This is a genomic window from Nocardia sp. NPDC050712 (genome assembly GCF_040654295.1).
Lineage (GTDB): Bacteria > Actinomycetota > Actinomycetes > Mycobacteriales > Mycobacteriaceae > Nocardia.
This window is the reverse complement of sequence record NZ_JBFAHT010000001.1, coordinates 376,019-391,754: the sequence shown is the minus strand read 5'-3', so window position 1 is coordinate 391,754 and position 15,736 is coordinate 376,019. Positions and strand designations below refer to the sequence as shown.

18 protein-coding genes are annotated in these 15,736 nt (G+C 70.5%); 10 read left to right on the top strand and 8 right to left on the bottom strand.

Going from position 1 to position 15,736, the window contains the following annotated elements; all coding sequences use genetic code 11:
- Nucleotides 1–141 precede the first annotated feature (141 nt).
- Entirely contained in the window at nt 142–1,053 is a 912-nt protein-coding gene (locus tag AB0H76_RS01880) for a hydroxymethylglutaryl-CoA lyase (protein ID WP_357315982.1), read from the top strand.
- Here AB0H76_RS01880 and AB0H76_RS01875 read toward each other — a convergent pair.
- Both AB0H76_RS01875 and AB0H76_RS01870 read right to left on the bottom strand, forming a co-directional pair.
- Nucleotides 1,050–1,901, bottom strand: a complete 852-nt coding sequence (locus AB0H76_RS01875) for a GNAT family N-acetyltransferase (RefSeq protein WP_357315979.1) — start codon at nt 1,899–1,901, stop codon at nt 1,050–1,052. The genes AB0H76_RS01880 and AB0H76_RS01875 overlap by 4 nt on opposite strands.
- Before the next feature lie 58 nt (nt 1,902–1,959).
- Nucleotides 1,960–2,247: a hypothetical protein gene (locus tag AB0H76_RS01870; RefSeq protein WP_357315976.1), complete on the bottom strand. Its 288-nt coding sequence runs from the start codon at nt 2,245–2,247 to the stop codon at nt 1,960–1,962.
- A gap of 302 nt (nt 2,248–2,549) precedes the next feature.
- Between AB0H76_RS01870 and AB0H76_RS01865 the strand changes: the two genes are divergently transcribed.
- On the top strand, nt 2,550–3,188 hold the full coding sequence (locus AB0H76_RS01865) for a hypothetical protein (protein WP_357315974.1): 639 nt from the start codon (nt 2,550–2,552) through the stop codon (nt 3,186–3,188).
- Between the two features lie 55 nt (nt 3,189–3,243).
- Here the strand turns inward: AB0H76_RS01865 and AB0H76_RS01860 are convergent, their stop codons facing one another.
- The gene (locus AB0H76_RS01860) at nt 3,244–4,362 is read right to left on the bottom strand and encodes an acyl-CoA dehydrogenase family protein (protein WP_357315971.1); all 1,119 of its coding nucleotides are present in this window, start codon (nt 4,360–4,362) and stop codon (nt 3,244–3,246) included.
- A gap of 9 nt (nt 4,363–4,371) precedes the next feature.
- A complete protein-coding gene (locus AB0H76_RS01855; RefSeq protein ID WP_357315968.1) occupies nt 4,372–5,544 on the bottom strand; it encodes an acyl-CoA dehydrogenase family protein in 1,173 nt (390 codons plus the stop codon).
- 172 nt (nt 5,545–5,716) lie between these two features.
- Between AB0H76_RS01855 and AB0H76_RS01850 the strand changes: the two genes are divergently transcribed.
- Nucleotides 5,717–6,526: a hypothetical protein gene (locus AB0H76_RS01850; protein WP_357315964.1), complete on the top strand. Its 810-nt coding sequence runs from the start codon at nt 5,717–5,719 to the stop codon at nt 6,524–6,526.
- Here AB0H76_RS01850 and AB0H76_RS01845 read toward each other — a convergent pair.
- Entirely contained in the window at nt 6,523–7,656 is a 1,134-nt protein-coding gene (locus AB0H76_RS01845) for an epoxide hydrolase (protein ID WP_357315961.1), read from the bottom strand. The genes AB0H76_RS01850 and AB0H76_RS01845 overlap by 4 nt on opposite strands.
- Before the next feature lie 62 nt (nt 7,657–7,718).
- On the opposite strand from AB0H76_RS01845, the gene AB0H76_RS01840 reads away from it, so the two are divergent.
- Entirely contained in the window at nt 7,719–8,666 is a 948-nt protein-coding gene (locus tag AB0H76_RS01840; protein WP_357315958.1) for a YafY family protein, read from the top strand.
- On the opposite strand, the gene AB0H76_RS01835 is transcribed toward AB0H76_RS01840, so the two are convergent.
- The gene (locus AB0H76_RS01835; protein ID WP_357315955.1) at nt 8,660–9,223 is read right to left on the bottom strand and encodes a transglycosylase SLT domain-containing protein; all 564 of its coding nucleotides are present in this window, start codon (nt 9,221–9,223) and stop codon (nt 8,660–8,662) included. The genes AB0H76_RS01840 and AB0H76_RS01835 overlap by 7 nt on opposite strands.
- Before the next feature lie 190 nt (nt 9,224–9,413).
- The gene (locus tag AB0H76_RS01830; RefSeq protein ID WP_357315952.1) at nt 9,414–10,313 is read right to left on the bottom strand and encodes a hypothetical protein; all 900 of its coding nucleotides are present in this window, start codon (nt 10,311–10,313) and stop codon (nt 9,414–9,416) included.
- A 103-nt stretch (nt 10,314–10,416) separates the two neighbouring features.
- On the opposite strand from AB0H76_RS01830, the gene AB0H76_RS01825 reads away from it, so the two are divergent.
- The 6 genes from AB0H76_RS01825 (at nt 10,417) to AB0H76_RS01800 (ending at nt 15,142) form a co-directional block, all read left to right on the top strand.
- A complete protein-coding gene (locus AB0H76_RS01825; RefSeq protein WP_357315949.1) occupies nt 10,417–11,151 on the top strand; it encodes an alpha/beta fold hydrolase in 735 nt (244 codons plus the stop codon).
- Between the two features lie 23 nt (nt 11,152–11,174).
- Nucleotides 11,175–11,555, top strand: coding sequence for a type VII secretion target (locus tag AB0H76_RS01820; protein ID WP_357315946.1), 381 nt, complete (start codon nt 11,175–11,177; stop codon nt 11,553–11,555).
- Nucleotides 11,548–12,849: a hypothetical protein gene (locus tag AB0H76_RS01815; RefSeq protein ID WP_357315943.1), complete on the top strand. Its 1,302-nt coding sequence runs from the start codon at nt 11,548–11,550 to the stop codon at nt 12,847–12,849. Before AB0H76_RS01820 ends, AB0H76_RS01815 begins: the two co-directional genes overlap by 8 nt.
- Nucleotides 12,850–12,878: 29 nt before the next feature.
- A complete protein-coding gene (locus tag AB0H76_RS01810; RefSeq protein ID WP_357315940.1) occupies nt 12,879–13,736 on the top strand; it encodes an ESX secretion-associated protein EspG in 858 nt (285 codons plus the stop codon).
- A 91-nt stretch (nt 13,737–13,827) separates the two neighbouring features.
- Nucleotides 13,828–14,211: a DoxX family protein gene (locus AB0H76_RS01805; protein WP_357315937.1), complete on the top strand. Its 384-nt coding sequence runs from the start codon at nt 13,828–13,830 to the stop codon at nt 14,209–14,211.
- A gap of 37 nt (nt 14,212–14,248) precedes the next feature.
- A complete protein-coding gene (locus AB0H76_RS01800; protein ID WP_357315935.1) occupies nt 14,249–15,142 on the top strand; it encodes an RNA polymerase sigma-70 factor in 894 nt (297 codons plus the stop codon).
- On the opposite strand, the gene AB0H76_RS01795 is transcribed toward AB0H76_RS01800, so the two are convergent.
- A complete protein-coding gene (locus AB0H76_RS01795) occupies nt 15,135–15,671 on the bottom strand; it encodes a hypothetical protein (RefSeq protein ID WP_357315933.1) in 537 nt (178 codons plus the stop codon). The two genes, AB0H76_RS01800 and AB0H76_RS01795, sit on opposite strands and share 8 nt — an antisense overlap.
- Nucleotides 15,672–15,736 lie beyond the last annotated feature (65 nt).

The following is a 15,736-nucleotide window of genomic DNA, read 5'->3' as shown; positions in this document are numbered from 1 at the left end:
CAGACGCCCGGCGGGACGTAGCAGGGGCGAGCTTCGCTCGCCGGCGCCGAGCAGGCCGACAGTGCACCCCAATCCGGCCGGTACGAATCGAAGATCCTGGGCGGGCGTGATGTGTGTCCCCACCCGGACCCGGGAGGAGAAGTGACCGCTGTCCTGCGCGATGTCACCTTGCGTGACGGATTGCAGTTGACCGGCAAAATCCTCCCCACCGAACGCAAGGCCGAGATCGTGCGCCGGCTGCTCGCACTGGGCGTGCCGGAGCTGGAGATCGGTTCCATGGCCCGGCCCGACCTGGTGCCGCCCATGGCCAACACGATGGACCTCGTCGCCGAGCTGACCCGCGCGGAGCTCGCGCGCTGCTGGCTCTGGGTCGCGACGCCGCGCCATGTCGAGAAGGCCGCCGCCGCGGGCGTGCGTAATTTCCAGTACTGCCTGTCGGTGTCCGACGCGCACAACAAGGCCAATATCGGCCGCACCGCCGAGGACAGCGTGGCCGCGATGCCCGCGGCGGTGCGCCTGGCCCAGGAGGCGGGCGGGACCATCCAGCTCTGCCTGGCCACCAGCTTCACCTGCCCGTTCGACGGACCGGTCGACCCGGAGCGGGTGCTGGCCATCGCCAACGATCCGCGCACCGCGGGCGCCGCCGACATCGTGCTGGCCGACACCCTCGGCCAGGCGCACCCGGCGCAGGTCGGCGCCCTGGTGACCGCCGTGCGCGAGCGCACCCCGCAGCGCCGCATCGCCTTCCACGGCCACGACACCTGGGGCATGGGCGTGGCCAACACGCTCGCCGCCGTCGCGGCCGGCGCCACCCTGGTCGACGGCTCGCTCGGCGGCCTCGGCGGCTGCCCCTTCGCGCCCGGCGCCAGCGGCAACACCGCCTCCGAGGACATCCTCTTCGCGACCCGCCCGGAGTGGTTCACCCCGAAGACCTTGGCGGCCCTGGTCGGCCTGACCGAGGACCTGCTCGGCGAACTCGGCGAGCCCAACCGCTCCCGCACCGCGCAGGGCGCGCGTTCCGAGGCGGACGCCTTCGAATGGGTGGCGCGCTAACCGAACTGGTAGTGCACGTATTCGCGGACCGGCTCGAAGCCGATGCCGCGGTAGATCTTGTTGGACGTGGCGTTATCGGTGTCGGCGAACAGGCAGATGTCGTGCCCCTGCGCCCGCAGGATGCGCGACACGTGCGCCGAGAGCGCCGCGGCGTACCCGCGGCCGCGCTCCTCGGGCGGGGTGTAGACCGGCCCGATCCGGGACCAACCGTAGGCGGGCACCTGATGCGCGGCCAGACCGACCGGGCGGCCGTCGCGTTCCCACAGCCACCACCAGCCCGCCGCGATCCGGCGGTGCAGCGCCTCGATCGGCAGGCCCGGGCCGGACATCCCGATCTCGGCCTGCATCGCCTCGGTCCACGCCACGAGCTGCGCGATATCGGATTCCGTTGCGCGTCTGGCTGTTCCGGGCACCTGCGGGACGTGCAGCGCGCCCAGCCGATAGAGCCGCACGGCGTAGTCCTGCTTGTAGCCGATGCGCCGCAGCGCGCACCAGCGTTCGGCGAAGGGCCACACCACTTCCGAGGGGCCCTCGACGCCGCCGGCGGTGCTGATCGCCCCCGCGAACGCGTCGGCCACCGCGCCGGCACTGCGCACCGGGATGTCGCCGAGATAGATGTCGTTGCGCCCCGACCGCGCGGCCACGCCGGCGACCTCGCCCGCGTCGTCGAACACCGAGACGAACCAGGACGGTTCGCCCACCGTGGGCTTGGCGCCGAGCAGATTGCCGACGGCAGTCGCGATCACCGTATTGCGCAGCGCGTTCTGCCGTAGGTACGGCTCGGCGCGGTCCAGGAACTCGGTGACATCACTGGTGATCGCCGTCTGCCTACGATCACATCCAGCCATCTGCCAATCCTGCACGCGAACAGCGGCTTCGGCAACCAAATCCGAACTCGCCTGTGTTTCAGTCGGTTTCGATGCGAACCCCGCGGTCGTGGCGCAATTTGAGCAACACCAGTCCGGCGGTACAGGCCAGTATCAAACCGGCCACGGCGATTTCGACATGCAACCCGGCGATGCCGAGCGCGGCGCCGACGACGCCACCGATGAAAAACAGCCAGGCGAAGGTCCGCGAGACAATCGTGGACAAGCTCCGTGGCGGTTTCGACACCTGGGGCTGCGAGAGTGCGGAGGTCGCCGGATCGGCGGCCGCGGACTCGGCTCGCAGCGGAGTTGTCGAGTAAGCTCCCATCATTCACTCCCTCGACCCGACTTCGATCAGAGTTGTTGTCGCGACAGGGTTCTCGAGCCCTCGGCGGATCTCTCATCTGGTTCAGGCGTCTCACACGTAACTTTGCTCACACACGGTACGACCGCACCGGTCGGTTCGAGCGCGACACGTGCCCGCGACACGCAATAGTGACCATTTCGATATCTGAATCGCGAGTATTTAAGATCAAAGTATGCGCCGGTGAAAGGCCCAGGCCGCAGTAGCCGCGGTGACAGGCCTCGATTAAGGTGAGGCCCACTCGATTACACAGCAGGAGTGTCCCGATGGTGAGCAACAGGACCAAGATCACCGGTCCGGCGATCGCAGCGGGGGCGGTTTCCGTCGGGCTCGTCCTCATCGGCGCCTGTGGCGTGGGTAAGGAAGACACCTACGTGCCGCCCCCACCGCTGAAGTCCGGGCCCTCGGCCGCGATGGCCGTACAGAACGGCACCACGGTGTCGGCACAGAAGGTCGTCATTCCGCCGTCGCCCACCTGGCAGGTGGCGCCGGCCGGGCCGCCGCGCCGACCGGCCGGGTATACGCCGATGACCACGCCGTCCGGCACCGAGATCGACCTACCGGCCGACGAGGAGAGCACCACCCGGCCGACCCGCACCACCCGGCCGGCTCGCACCACCGAAGCCGAGGAGCCGACCACACGGCCGCGCCCCCGGCCCACCGAGGACGAGGAGACCACCACGCGCCGGCCACCGGTGCCGACCACGACGGCCGCCGCGCCGCCGCCGGTCGAGCCGTTGCCGCCGGTCGATCAGGTCCCGCCGGTCGATCAGGTGGTACCGGTCGAACCGGTGCCCTCGGCCCAGGAAACGCCGGGCCCCACCGAGATCGGCGCACCGGTGGACGTGGTCACCTCCGTCGAGGCACCGCCGACGACGACCACACCCGCACCGCCGGGCGAATAACGCGCACGAAAAAGGCCGCCCCGCACCCGGCGAGGCGGCCTTTTTCTTTCGGAAGCTACAGCTCCGGCTGGTCGTACTCGCCGACCCGCGCGCTGAGCACCTGCAGGTGCTCGAGCGCACCGCCGAGCGTCCGCTCGATCGCGGTGAGCCGCGCGACGTAGTGGCTCACCGGGTACTCGGCGGTGACGCCGATACCGCCGTGCATCTGGATGGCCTCCTGCCCGACGTGCCGGGCGGCGCGGCTGACCTGCAGCCGGGCCCGCGAGGCGATGATCGGATCGGCGGTGCCGTCGGTCAGCGCCGCATTGGCGTAGAGGGCCATGCTGCGCGCCAGCTCCAGCGAGACATACATGTTGGCGGCCCGCTGGGTCAGCGTCTGGAACTTCGACAGCGTGACGCCGAACTGCTTGCGCGCCTTCAGGTAATCGGTGGTCAGGCGCAGCGCCTCTTCCATCGCGCCGATGGATTCCGCGCACAGCAGGGCCTGCGCCCGCACGATCGCCGCGGCGACCGCTTCGGCGCCGGCACCGAGCAACTCGGCCGGGGCGGACTCGAATTCGAGTTGCGCGCCACGCTGCCCGTCCACCGTGCGGTAGGACTTGCGGGTGACGCCCTGCGCGTCCGCGGCGACCAGGAACAGCCCGAGGCCGCCGTCCGGCAGGGTCGCGCTGACCACGAATTCCTCGGCGCAATCGCCGTGGCCGACCGGGTTCTTGACGCCGGTCAGGGCATACGAATCGCCCTGCGCCGCCGCCGCGGTGGACAGTTCGGCCGAGGGCCAGCGCACGCCCGGCTCGCTGTGCGCGAAGGCGAGCAGCTTCTCGCCCGCGGCGACCGCGGGCAGAATGCGGGCGCGCTGGTCGGCACTGCCGAGCGCGGCCACCAGACCACCGGGCACCAGGACGGCGTCGAGCAGCGGTTCGGGCGCGAGCCGGCGGCCGAACTCCTGCACCACCACCATGGTCTCCACCGGTCCGGCGTCCATGCCGCCGTCTTCCTCGCTGAAGCTCAGGCCGAGTACGCCCAGCTCGGCGAGCTGGCGCCAGACATCGCGGCTCCAGCCGAGGTCGGTGTCGGTGACCTTGAGCCGGGACTCCGGGTCGTAGTTGCGGCCCAGCAGGTCACGAACGGTGTCGCGCAGCATGACCTGTTCGTCGGTGAGTTCGAAATCCATGGTGTCGCCTCACAATCCCAGGATCGTGGAGGAAATGATGGAGCGCTGTACTTCGCTCGAACCTCCATAGATGGTCGTCTTGCGGTAGTTCAGGTAGCCCGGGCCGCTGTGCTGGGCCCACTCCGGGGACGCGATGTCCTCGGCGTCGACCGGCAGGGCGTCCGGTCCGGCGATGTCGAGCAGCAGCTCGGTGGCCGCCTGCTGCAGTTCCGAGCCGCGCAGCTTGAGCACCGAGGAGGCCGGATTGGGCTTGCCCTCCTCGGAATTGGAGACCACGCGCAGCTGGGTCAGCTCCAGGGCGAGCAGTTCGTTCTCGAGTTCGGCGACCCGGGCCGCGAACAGCGGATCCTCGAGCAGCGTGCCCGCGCCCGCGGTGGTCTTGCGCGCGTACTCTTTCGCGACGCCGATCTTGACCTTGGTGCGGCCGACGCCGGTGATGCCGGTGCGCTCGTTGCCGAGCAGGAACTTGGCGTAGGTCCAGCCCATGTTCTCCTCGCCGACCAGCTGGTCGGCGGGCACCCGGACATTCTCGAAGAAGACCTCGTTGACCTCGTAGCCGCCGTCGATCAGCTTGATCGGGCGCATCGTGACACCGGGGCTCTTGACGTCGAAGAGCAGGAACGAGATGCCGGCCTGCTTCTTCGGGGCGTTCGGATCGGTGCGCACCAGGCAGAAGATCCAGTCGGCGTACTGGCCGAGCGTGGTCCAGATCTTCTGGCCGTTGACGATGTAGGAATCGCCGTCGCGCACCGCGGTGGTGCGCAGCGAAGCCAGGTCGGAACCGGCGTCGGGCTCGGAGAAGCCCTGGCACCACCAGATGTCCAGCGCCGCGGTCGGGGGCAGGAAGCGCTCCTTGATCTCCTGGGAGCCGAAGTGCGCGATGACCGGGCCGACCATCTGGGCGTTGAACGTCAGCGGCTCGGGCACCGAGGCCAGCTGCATCTCGTCCTGCCAGATGTGGCGCTGCATCGGGGTCCAGTCCTTGCCGCCCCACTCCACCGGCCAGTTCGGCACGGCGAGCCCATGGTCGTTCAGGATCTTGTTGGCCGTGACGATCTGCTCTTTGGACAATTCGCGGCCGTAGCGGACGCGTTCGCGGATCTCAGCGGGGATCTCGGTCCGATAGAACTTTCGCAATTCGTCGCGGAAGGTGATCTCGTCGGGGGACAGGGATATTTTCATACAGGACTCCGTCCATGTCTCGTACTTCCGAGCCGAACTTACCCTCTGGTAATCGTGCGCCGTCAGGGGGATCACATCCGCGGGACACGCTGAGGCGCGAGTGACCCGGGGAACTGGTACGTTGCTGGCGTCGGGGTATGGGGACCCCCTGGTTTCTTCGAGGAGTGTTTGAGTGAACGGCAGAACCATCGCGCGAGCCGCGGCGGCAGTGACATCTCTCGGCATCGGCGCGGTTCTGACCATGGCGGGACCGGCCTCCGCCGAGCCCGGTACCCCCGATATCGCGGGCGCGCTCGCCCAGCTCACCGAGAAGGCCGGGCCGGATCTGCCGGCCCAGGCCGGTGTCGGCGCGCTGACCCAGTACACCCAGCTCGTCGATATCGCGCAGCTGCGCTACGTCACCCCGGGCTGGACCCCCTTCGCCTACGCCGCACCCACTTTCGGCTGCGGCAGCAACGGCCCGATCACCACGATCATCGGCGCCGCCAGCGCCGAAGGCCCCCGTCTGGCCGACGCCCCGAACCCGAGCCCCGGCTCGCTGCGGTTCAGCGCCTCCCCCGCGCACACCGGCATTCCGCTGAACTCGGGGCTCGTGGTCGCCTGGGTCAACGTCAACAACGGCGCCAGCGGCATCGATGTCCTCGACGATCGCACCGAGACCGGCCTGCCCTCGCTGACCCGGACCGTGAATTCCGGGCCGGGCACCGTGATCGCCTCCATGTGGGGCGTCATCAACTACCCCTTCGCGAACTGCGTGATGACCCCGACGGTCGGCTTGTTCTCCGTGCCGGACGTCCCGCCGCCGCCCGCGCCCCCGGCCGCCCCGGCCGAGCCCGGCGTGAACTCCGGCTCCGGCGAGGCCGCGCCGGCGCCGCAACCGCCCGCCGAGCAGCCCGGCGTGAACTCCGGTTCCGGCGATGCCGTTCCGGCCCCGCAGCTCCCGGCCGCGGTCGACCAGGACCTGCAGAAGCCGACCGGCTAGCGCACCTTCGCGAAGAAGGCGCCGATGTCGTCGGCGTGCATCCGCGGCTGCTCCATGGCCACGAAGTGGTTTCCGGTGTTGCCCTCGGGCCAGTGCACGATGTCGTTGTCCTGCTCGGCGAGCCGGCGCATCAGAGCCGAGCCGCCGCCGTAGGTGCCGGTCGGCACCAGCTTCTGACCCGTGGGCCAGGTGACGCCCGTGTCCTTACCCAACCCCTCGTACATCGGCCAGGACGACGAGGCGACCGTATTGGTGAACCAGTACAGGCTGATGTTGGTCAGCAGGTGATCGCGATCCATCACGTCCTCGGCGCGGTCCGCGAGCGGCGTGAACTCGTCGAACTTCTGGATGAGCCACGCCAGGAGCCCCACCGGGGAATCGGTCCAGGCGTGGGCGAAGGTCTGCGGCGCCACACGCAGCAGCGCATGATGGTCGACGCCGCCGGTCATCCACTGCTGCATCAGCTCCCACTCCGCCAGTTCGTCCGGGCTCATGGTCGGCACGTCCGCCGCCGTCGGCATGCCGATGCCGCCGTCGAGGTGCACGCCGACCACCCGATCCGGCGCCGCGAGCGCCATTTCCGGCGCGACATAGGCGCCCAGGTCACCGCCCTGGGCGCCGTAGCGCTCGTAGCCCAGCCGCGCCATCAGCTCGACCCACATCCGCGCCACCCGGCCCACCGTCATCCCCTCCGCGCCGGGCGCTTGGGAGAACGTGAAGCCGGGCACCGAGGGGATCACCACGTGGAACGCCCGCGCCGGGTCCAGGCCGTGCGCCCGCGGATCGGTCAGCAGGCCCACGGTTTTCGTGAACTCCACGAACGAGTTCGGCCATCCGTGCGTCAGGAGCAGCGGCAGCGCGTCCGGCTCCGGTGAGCGCACGTGCACGAAATGCACGTCCAGGCCGTCGATCTCGGTCCGGAACTGCGGCAGCTCGTTCAGTGCGGCTTCCTGTGCGCGCCAGTCGAATTCGGTGCGCCAGTAGTCGGCGAGTTCGCTCAGGTAGGCGACCGGCACGCCCCGGTCCGAGCCCGGCAGCGGCGCCGCCCAGCGGGTCCGGGCGAGCCGGTCGCGCAGGTCGTCGAGGTCGGTCTGCGGGATGTCGATGCGGAAGATTCTGATCGAAGTCATGTCTCCACGGTAGAAACGAACTAGGACCATTCATGTCCTAGTTCTCTAGGATTCTGGACATCATGACCGACACCCCCGCCCGGCTGCTCCGGCTGCTCTCGCTACTCCAGACGCCCCGCGAATGGCCGGGAAGCGAACTGGCCCAGCGCCTCGGCGTCACCGACCGCACCGTCCGCCGCGATATCGACCGCCTGCGCGACCTCGGCTATCCGGTCGAGGCCACGCTGGGCGCCGCCGGCGGCTACCGCCTCGTGGCCGGCCAGGCCATGCCCCCGCTGCTGCTCGACGACGAGGAAGCGGTCGCCATCGCCGTCGGGCTGCGCACCGCCGCGGCCTCGTCCATCGCGGGCATCGAGGACGCCGCGGTCCGCGCCCTGACCAAACTCGATCAGGTGCTCCCGGCCCGGCTCCGCCGCCGCGTCAAGGTCCTCGGCACGGCCGTCGCCCTGCCCGCCACCGACGCCCCCACCGTCGACCCCGATGTGCTGACCACCGCCGCCGCGGCCGTAACCAACAGGGAGCGTTTGCGTTTCACCTACGCCGGCGCGCACCGCCACATCGAACCCGTAGGCGTGGTCAACCACCGCCGCCACTGGTACCTCGTCGGCCACGACCTGGACCGCGCCGCCTGGCGCGTCTTCCGCGTCGACCGCGTCACCGCCCCGCACCCCACCGCGGCCCGCTTCACTCCCCGCCCACTCCCCGCCACCGACCCCGCCGCCTACGTCGCGGGCCGCCGAACCGACTGGGGCACACCCCAATTCCACGTCTCGATCACCCTGCACGCTCCCTTGACCCAGATCTCCGGCCGCCTCGGCGACACTCCGGGCGAACTCACCCCCTCGACTCCCACCTCCTGCCGCCTCGACGCCGTCCGCGACGACGCCCCCGAATGGCTGGCCCACCGCCTGCTCACCCTCGGCGTCGACTTCGAAGTCCACGAGCCGCCGGAGTTGAGCGCGCAGCTGCGGGCGATCTCGGCCCGCATCGATCGGGCCGTGCGTCAGTAGGCGCCGAAGACGTTGTCCATCGAGCCGTAGCGGGCCGCGGCGTAGTTGCAGGCGGCGGTGATGTTGGCGACCGGGTCGTAGATGTCCCAGGAGGTGCCTTCGACGTGGTAGCGCTCGAAGGTGGGGTCGATGACCTGGAGCAGGCCCTTGGAGGGGATGCCGGCGGCGGCGTTGGAGTCCCAGAGGTTGATGGCGAAGGGGTTGCCGCCGGACTCGCGGATGATGTTGCGGTGGATGCCCTCGTAGCTGCCGGGGATGCCGTGCTTGGCCAGGATGCGCAGGGAGTTCTTGATCCAGCCGTCGAGGTCGTCGGTGAAGATCGGGTCGGGCGCCGGGAGCATGCCCGCGAACGGGGCCGGTAGCTGCTGGACCAGACCCTGGACCTGGTCCTGCTGATCCCGCGGCAGGCCCTGCTGTGCCTGCTGGGCCTGCTGTTGCAGCTGCTGAGCGGGCTGCTGCAATGGGTCGGGGACGCCGGGGATCTCGGCGGCGGCGTAGGCGGGGGCGGCCGCGAAGGTGACGATCACGGCTAGGGGAAACAGTTTGCGCAATGACATGGGGAGCGGATTCCTGGCTGATGTGGAGTCAGAATCCGCGGCCATAACCGAACGCACGGTCTGATTTGGAAGGTCACAGACTGATCGCGGCAGGTGAACATAAACTGAACGTCAGGTGAACAAACGGATCGCCCCATCGATCCGCCCGCTCAGTGCGTGGTCCCTACCCTGGATTGAGACCTAGGTCACATCAGTGCGGCAGGCGAATGCGCAGGATGCCGCCGCGCTCGGTACCCGCCAGCAGTTCATCGGTGCGGCCGGGCACCGGGACCACCGCGGTCATCGGCTCGGTGTTCAACACCGAGCACACCTCGCCGCTCGCCGGGTCTATCCGCACGAGCTGCCCGGACAGGGTGGCGACATAGAGCACCCCGTCCGCGTCGACATGCAGGTCATCGGCGAAATCCGGAATGCCGGCGCCGGTGGACAGGTCCGCAAGCACGGTCCGCCGCTCCGGCGCGTCGATCGGGAAGCTCAGCACCCGCCCCAGCGGACTCGCGTTCGTCGTCAGGTAGGCGGTGTCACCGCGCACCGCGATGCCGTTGGCGCCGAGCCCGGCGGCCCGCGCCGTCCACTCCTGGTCCACCACACCGTCCCGGCCGACCTTGACGACTCCGGACCCGGTGACCGCCACGTACAGATTGCCCGCGGCGTCGAAGGCCGCGCCGTTGGGCATGGCGAACCCGGCGGCGAACACCTCCGGGCGCGGATCGGCGGCATCCGGATCGAAACGGACCACGCCGCCGGGGATCACCGCGCTGCTCGGCGCGTCACCGTATACGACGTAGAGCAATCCGTCCGGCCCGAGCCGGATCGCACCGGGGAACGCCACCGGGACGGTGGCGGTCAACTTGCCGGTGTTGTCGTAGCGCTGCACCTCGTTGCGGTAGATCCGGGCGACCCACAGATTTCCGCGCCCGTCGTAGCCGACGTTCTCCGACCAATCCAGCAGGGGCGTCTGGGCGGGTAGTGCGGTGGCGACCCGGGCCGACGCGCAGGCGGCGACGGGATCGGCCGCCGCGGCGGGCATTCCGGCAACGGCCGCGGCGCAGCTCAGCGCGACAACGACGGCGAGCTTGCGCACAGACATTCCGGATCCTCCCCTAGCAACCGCGATCTCGCCGGATTGTAGAGCACCGGGGAATTCCCCGGTGAACTCCCCTGAGAGGCAGCGAGTTTGACACTATCGACCCATGCCATTCTTCGACGGATCGCGGGGCCGGATGCACTATCGGCGCTGGCCCGCGCCGGAGCACCGCGCCGCACTGGTGCTGCTACCCGGTATCGGCCAGCACACCGGCCACTATCACCGGTTCGCCGCACCGGTGCGCGCCGCGGGAATCGAGATGTGGGCGCTGGACACCGCCGGCCACGGTCTGAGCGAAGGCGATCCCGCGAACCCCGGCACGCTGGCCGAACTGGTGGCCGACGCGCTGCGGCTGATCGAGCTGGTGCGCACCGAACTACCCCGGTCCCCGCTGCTGCTCATGGGGCATTCGCTGGGCGCGGTCACCGCGCTCGGCCTGCTCGGCGCGGCGGTCCCGGACACCGCCTCGGCCGCGGATCTGTCCGCGGTGGAGGCGAATTGCCCCCTGACGCCGAGCGTGGAGCCGACGGCACTGGCCGGGCTGGTGCTCTCCGGCGTACCCAAGCGCGCCCTCGGCGGCGGCGCCCCGGGCGCCCTCGGCACCGCGCTGCCGCCCACCCTGCCGATCCTCGCGGTGCACGGCGTGGAGGACCGTCGCGCCCCGATCGATGCGATACGGGACTGGACTGCCCGCCACAACTGGGTAAGTTTGATCGAGTACGACGAAGCCGGGCACGATCTGTTGCACGAACCGGTGCACGCGCGGGTCTCCGGTGACATCGTGGAGTGGATGCGTGAGGTCGCGGAGCCGGCGGGTGTGGCCGGCTCGGCGCGGCGGTGAGGTGACAACGTAAGGGGGAAGTGGTGCAGCCGAATACGACAACCTTGAACCGGGCCGTGCAGGACGGGCAGCTCTGGATCGACGGTGTGCTGGTCGCGGAGGGCGCGCACGAGAAGTGCGCGCAGCGCTATGAATTGCTCGCCGAGCAGGTCGAGGCGCAGATCGAGGCGCTGCGCGCGGCCACCTCGCTGCCCGGCTTCGGCGGGTTCGATTCGGGCGCGGCGTTGCGCACCGGTTTCGAGAACAAGGCCACCGAGGCGCTGACGAAGCTGCGGGAATACGCCACCGCCGCGCGCGAACTCGCGCAGACCTTCCGCGCGGCCGCCGCGGCCTACCAGCGTGGCGACGAGGAACTCGCGGTCGCCGTCGACCACCTGACCGAGCTGGGAGCGGCCAATGCGTGAAATCCAGGTCACCACCGAGCGCTGGCCGCACACCCGCACCGACCCCGATTACGCGCCGAGCGTGGAAGTCTTCGACAACATCGCGCACAAGGAGATCCACGACCGGGTGCAGCTGCTGGATCCGACCGTGCTCAGCGCCGGGCAGTCGGCCTGGCAGCAGACCGCGACCGGGCTGGCCGACGCGGTCACCCAGGCCAACACCGAGATTCGCGCCACCATCGCCGACGGCTGGCGCGGCGGCGCGGCGCAGACCGCGGCGGACGCGGTGCGTGCCTTCGAGCAGCAGGGCAGTCAGCTCGCCGATGTGATGTCGACGGTGGCGCAGCGCCTCGGCCAGGCCGGTGACGCCGCCGAAGCCCTGCGCTCGGCCGTGGGCATCCCCTCCGCCGACCAGCCGGATCTGTCGGCGGCGCTGCTGGATCCGAGCCAGGCCACCAGCAACACCACCACCCAGAAGGCGACCGAGAACGATCGCCAGGACGTGGTGGCGACGATGGAGAGCATCTACACCAACGCGTTCATCCAGAGCGGGGCCGGTGTGCCCGCCTTCCCGGACGCCGCGACGACGGGCACGCCGGTGTCGGCCACCGCCCCGAACGCGCCCGGCATCGCCCTTCAGCTTCCCGTGCCCAGCGCGGAAAACCTTGCGGCGCAGCCGGTTTCGAGCGCTCCCGCGACGGTGCAGCCCGCGGCGAACAGCCCGGAGCCCGCGACCCCCGAGGCCGAGCCCGCGGCGCAGCCCGCGGCGACGGTGCCCGCCGCCGCGCTCCCCGTCGCGAGCCTGCCCGGCGCCGTACTGCCGGGCGACACCACGCCCGCCGCGGCGGCCACCGCTCCGGCCGCTGCCGCCGCGCCGACCACTCCGGCGGCAGCGATCACACCGGAACGCCTGGCGCCCACGCCGGCCGGTGCGCAGATCGCTCCCGCGGCCGTGGCGCCGACCGTGGCCAGCGGCTTCGCCGGCAGCACCTCGGCCGCCGGCGCCGAGGACGAACGCAAGCGCGAGGAACGCCGCCGCGACCCCGGTTCGGACGCGGTCGCCGGCGCGGGCGTCGGCGCGATGGGCGGCCTGATGGGCGGCGCCCTCGCCGCGGGCGGCGATACCCCGCGGCACAGCTCGGGCCCCGCGGCCCGCCCGGCTCCGGTGTCCGGAGACGACGACGATGACGACGAATTGCACTGGACCGACGACGAACTCACCTTCCTCGAGCCGGCCGAAGAGCCCCGTGAGCTGATCGGCTCGATGGATCCGACCACGCCCCCGGTGGTCGGCGAATGGACCGAACTGGAGTGAACGCGCCTGTCTCACCCGGGAACTCGGCCATGAATTGGACCTTGACTCCCGACCAGTTCGCTCTGGCCTGGTCCCGCACCGACGGCGACCGCATTCCCTACCCGCTGGCCGTCCGGCTCTCCGCGCGCGACTCCACCGAACGCGCGGCCCAGTTGCCCGCGCTCGAGGAGTGGTGCGAGCGCACGCTCGACGCCGAATTGGCCGCCGCCCTGCGCGCCCTGGCCGAACCGGCCGTGCGCGTGGAGATCTTCGGCGAACGCCAGGCCGGTGCGCCGGTCCCGCGCACCCGGCAGCTCGATCCCGAGCCCCTGCCCGGCACGGTCGGCGCGGCCGCGCCGTCGGCCGAGGAACCGGATTTCGACGACGAATCCATCCGCCCCGTGCGGATTCTCGGCGCCGTCTCGGGCAATATCGCCGTGGTCGCCGCCCAGCGCCCCGGCGCCACCCCGGATCGCGGCGGCGAGCTGCGGCTGTTCGTCACCACGCCGAAAAGCCTTGCCTCCCGCATGGTTTCGATGCTGCCGAAGAACTCGCCCGGCACCCTGGCCCGGCTCAGCGCACCGCTGGCCAAGGTCACCGAGGACAGCCGCGACATGGTCACCATGCAGGTCGCGGGGCCCACCACCCCGGCGCGCATCCGCAAACTGCTCAACCAGCCCCGCGACGGCATCGGCCAGATCGTCGTCTCCATCCGCCGTCCCGGCGGTGAGCTGCGCCCCTTCGGCGTGCTCTGCTGGATCGACGTCCGCGCGGACGGCCGCTACACCGTGCGCACCGGCGCCGACGTCGACATCACCCCCGTCGACGCGGAGGGCTTCCGGGACACCCTGCGTCCGATGCTCACCGCGGCCGAGAAGCAGACGACCGCCTACGCACAGGCCTGGTAGCCCGCCTGCGCAGTGACTCGAGTCACTCTGTGTCACAGCGCGGCGGTGTGCGGTGTCTTGATGCTTCGAACTGGAAACAGAGGAGAGCATCATGAACACCGCACTGTGGATCGTCGCCGGGCTGCTCGCGGCCGTCGCCCTGGCCGGCGGACTCACCAAGGCACTGCTGCCCAAGGAGAAGCTGGGCGCGAAGGCCGGCGGCGAGTGGCTGGCGGACGCGAGCGCCGGCTTCGTCCGGGGGCTCGGCGTCCTCGAGATCCTGGCCGCGGCGGGCCTGATCCTGCCCGCCGTGCTCGATATCGCGCCGGTCCTGGTGCCGGTGACCGCCGTGGCCTGGATCCTGCTGATGATCGGCGCCATGATCACCCACCTCCGGTACCCGGGCGGCGCCAAGTTCGCGGCGGTGAACTCGATCTACCTGCTGCTCGCGGCCTTCCTCGCCTGGGGCCGGTTCGTCCTCGAACCGTTCGCCTGACGCGGCGCCGCCACCGGGTACGAGGAAGGATAGACAGATGAGCGAAGCAGCCGGCGCGGCCACCGATAGTTTTCTCGCACACCGCAACCTGCTGTTCACCGTCGCCTACGAGATGCTCGGATCGGCGGCCGACGCCGAGGACGTGCTGCAGGAGACCTGGCTGCGGTGGTCCGAGGTGGACCTGGCCGAGGTGCTCGACGAGCGCGCCTACCTGGTGCGCATCACCTCCCGGCAGGCACTGAACCGGCTGCGCACCATGAAGCGCCGCAAGGAGTCCTACGTCGGGCCCTGGCTGCCCGAGCCGCTGCTCACCGCGCCGGACGTGGCCGAGGATGTCGAGCTCGCCGAAAGCCTCTCGACCGCCCTGATGCTCGTGCTCGAGACGCTGGCGCCGACCGAGCGTGCCGTCTTCGTACTGCGCGAGGTCTTCGATGTGAGCTACGACGAGATCGCCGCCAGCGTCGACAAGACGCCCGCCGCCGTGCGCCAGATCGCCCATCGCGCCCGGCAGCATGTCGACGCGCGCCGCTCCCGCTCGGTGGTCACCGCGAGTCAGACCCGGGCCGCGCTGGCGTCGTTCCAGCGCGCCCTCGAAACCGGGAATCCGCAAACCCTGCTCGATATCCTGGCGCCGGACGTCGTCCTGATGGCCGACGGCGGCGGCATCAAGCAGGCCGCGGTGCGCCCGATCCTGGGCGCCGACAAGGTCGCCCGCTACATCATCGGCGGTCTGGGCAAGGTCCGCGAGGACATCACGACGGTACTCACCGAGGTCAACGGCGGCCCGGCCCTGGCCTGGTACCTCGACGGCGAGTTCGACGGCATGATGACGCTGCACCTCGAGGCCGACCGGGTGACCGGCCTCTACTTCGTCCGCAACCCGGAGAAGCTGACCCATGTCGACGCCGAGCAGGTGCTCACGCTCAGGTGAGTTCGACGACGATGATGGCCAGCGCGAGCAGGGTGTCCAGCACCATGCAGAACTCGGCCATCGACCGGGCCACCACCCGGTCAACCCGGAAGTGGTAGATGTCCCAGGCGGTGTGACCGAGCAGCCCGGCGGCGACCAGATAGGCGCCGAGCTGCTCGTTCACCACCAGGGCGGTCAGCGCGACCGCGCCGAAGGCCAGCACGCCCAGGCCCTGTGCGGTGATGTCGCGCCGCTTGACCACCGCGTAGATCGCCAGCGGCACGGCGACCGCGAGCAGCACCACGGTCCCGTCGAACCCCGCGATCTTGGCCAGGGTGATCACGACGAAGGTGCCGAGGAACAGCGGCCAGGCCGTCGATTGCCGGCCCAGGGCGGCGGCGCCGAGATAGATGAGGGCCGAGGCGGCCACGATCTGCGCCAGATCGACGCCGGTGGCCAGGTCGTAGGCGGTGGCGGCGGCGAAGAGGACGCCGGCCAGGGTGGGCCAGCGGTGCGTCAGCGACCGCGAGCGGGTGGGAGTGCTTGTCATGGCTCAACGGTCCGCGCCGCGGCTCGCGCGAGGCCAGTGCCGCGGACCGAAATGTCGGTAATCCT

Bases quoted from the DNA above. Each gene is read 5' to 3' on its own strand.
- AB0H76_RS01875 (WP_357315979.1), bottom strand. From the start codon at position 1,901: ATGGCTGGATGTGATCGTAGGCAGACGGCGATCACCAGTGATGTCACC.
- AB0H76_RS01840 (WP_357315958.1), top strand. From the start codon at position 7,719: ATGACCGACACCCCCGCCCGGCTGCTCCGGCTGCTCTCGCTACTCCAG.
- AB0H76_RS01845 (WP_357315961.1), bottom strand. From the start codon at position 7,656: ATGACTTCGATCAGAATCTTCCGCATCGACATCCCGCAGACCGACCTC.
- AB0H76_RS01855 (WP_357315968.1), bottom strand. From the start codon at position 5,544: ATGAAAATATCCCTGTCCCCCGACGAGATCACCTTCCGCGACGAATTG.
- AB0H76_RS01805 (WP_357315937.1), top strand. From the start codon at position 13,828: ATGAACACCGCACTGTGGATCGTCGCCGGGCTGCTCGCGGCCGTCGCC.
- AB0H76_RS01800 (WP_357315935.1), top strand. From the start codon at position 14,249: ATGAGCGAAGCAGCCGGCGCGGCCACCGATAGTTTTCTCGCACACCGC.
- AB0H76_RS01825 (WP_357315949.1), top strand. From the start codon at position 10,417: ATGCCATTCTTCGACGGATCGCGGGGCCGGATGCACTATCGGCGCTGG.
- AB0H76_RS01870 (WP_357315976.1), bottom strand. From the start codon at position 2,247: ATGGGAGCTTACTCGACAACTCCGCTGCGAGCCGAGTCCGCGGCCGCC.
- AB0H76_RS01860 (WP_357315971.1), bottom strand. From the start codon at position 4,362: ATGGATTTCGAACTCACCGACGAACAGGTCATGCTGCGCGACACCGTT.
- AB0H76_RS01815 (WP_357315943.1), top strand. From the start codon at position 11,548: ATGCGTGAAATCCAGGTCACCACCGAGCGCTGGCCGCACACCCGCACC.
- AB0H76_RS01835 (WP_357315955.1), bottom strand. From the start codon at position 9,223: ATGTCATTGCGCAAACTGTTTCCCCTAGCCGTGATCGTCACCTTCGCG.
- AB0H76_RS01810 (WP_357315940.1), top strand. From the start codon at position 12,879: ATGAATTGGACCTTGACTCCCGACCAGTTCGCTCTGGCCTGGTCCCGC.
- AB0H76_RS01830 (WP_357315952.1), bottom strand. From the start codon at position 10,313: ATGTCTGTGCGCAAGCTCGCCGTCGTTGTCGCGCTGAGCTGCGCCGCG.
- AB0H76_RS01865 (WP_357315974.1), top strand. From the start codon at position 2,550: ATGGTGAGCAACAGGACCAAGATCACCGGTCCGGCGATCGCAGCGGGG.
- AB0H76_RS01795 (WP_357315933.1), bottom strand. From the start codon at position 15,671: ATGACAAGCACTCCCACCCGCTCGCGGTCGCTGACGCACCGCTGGCCC.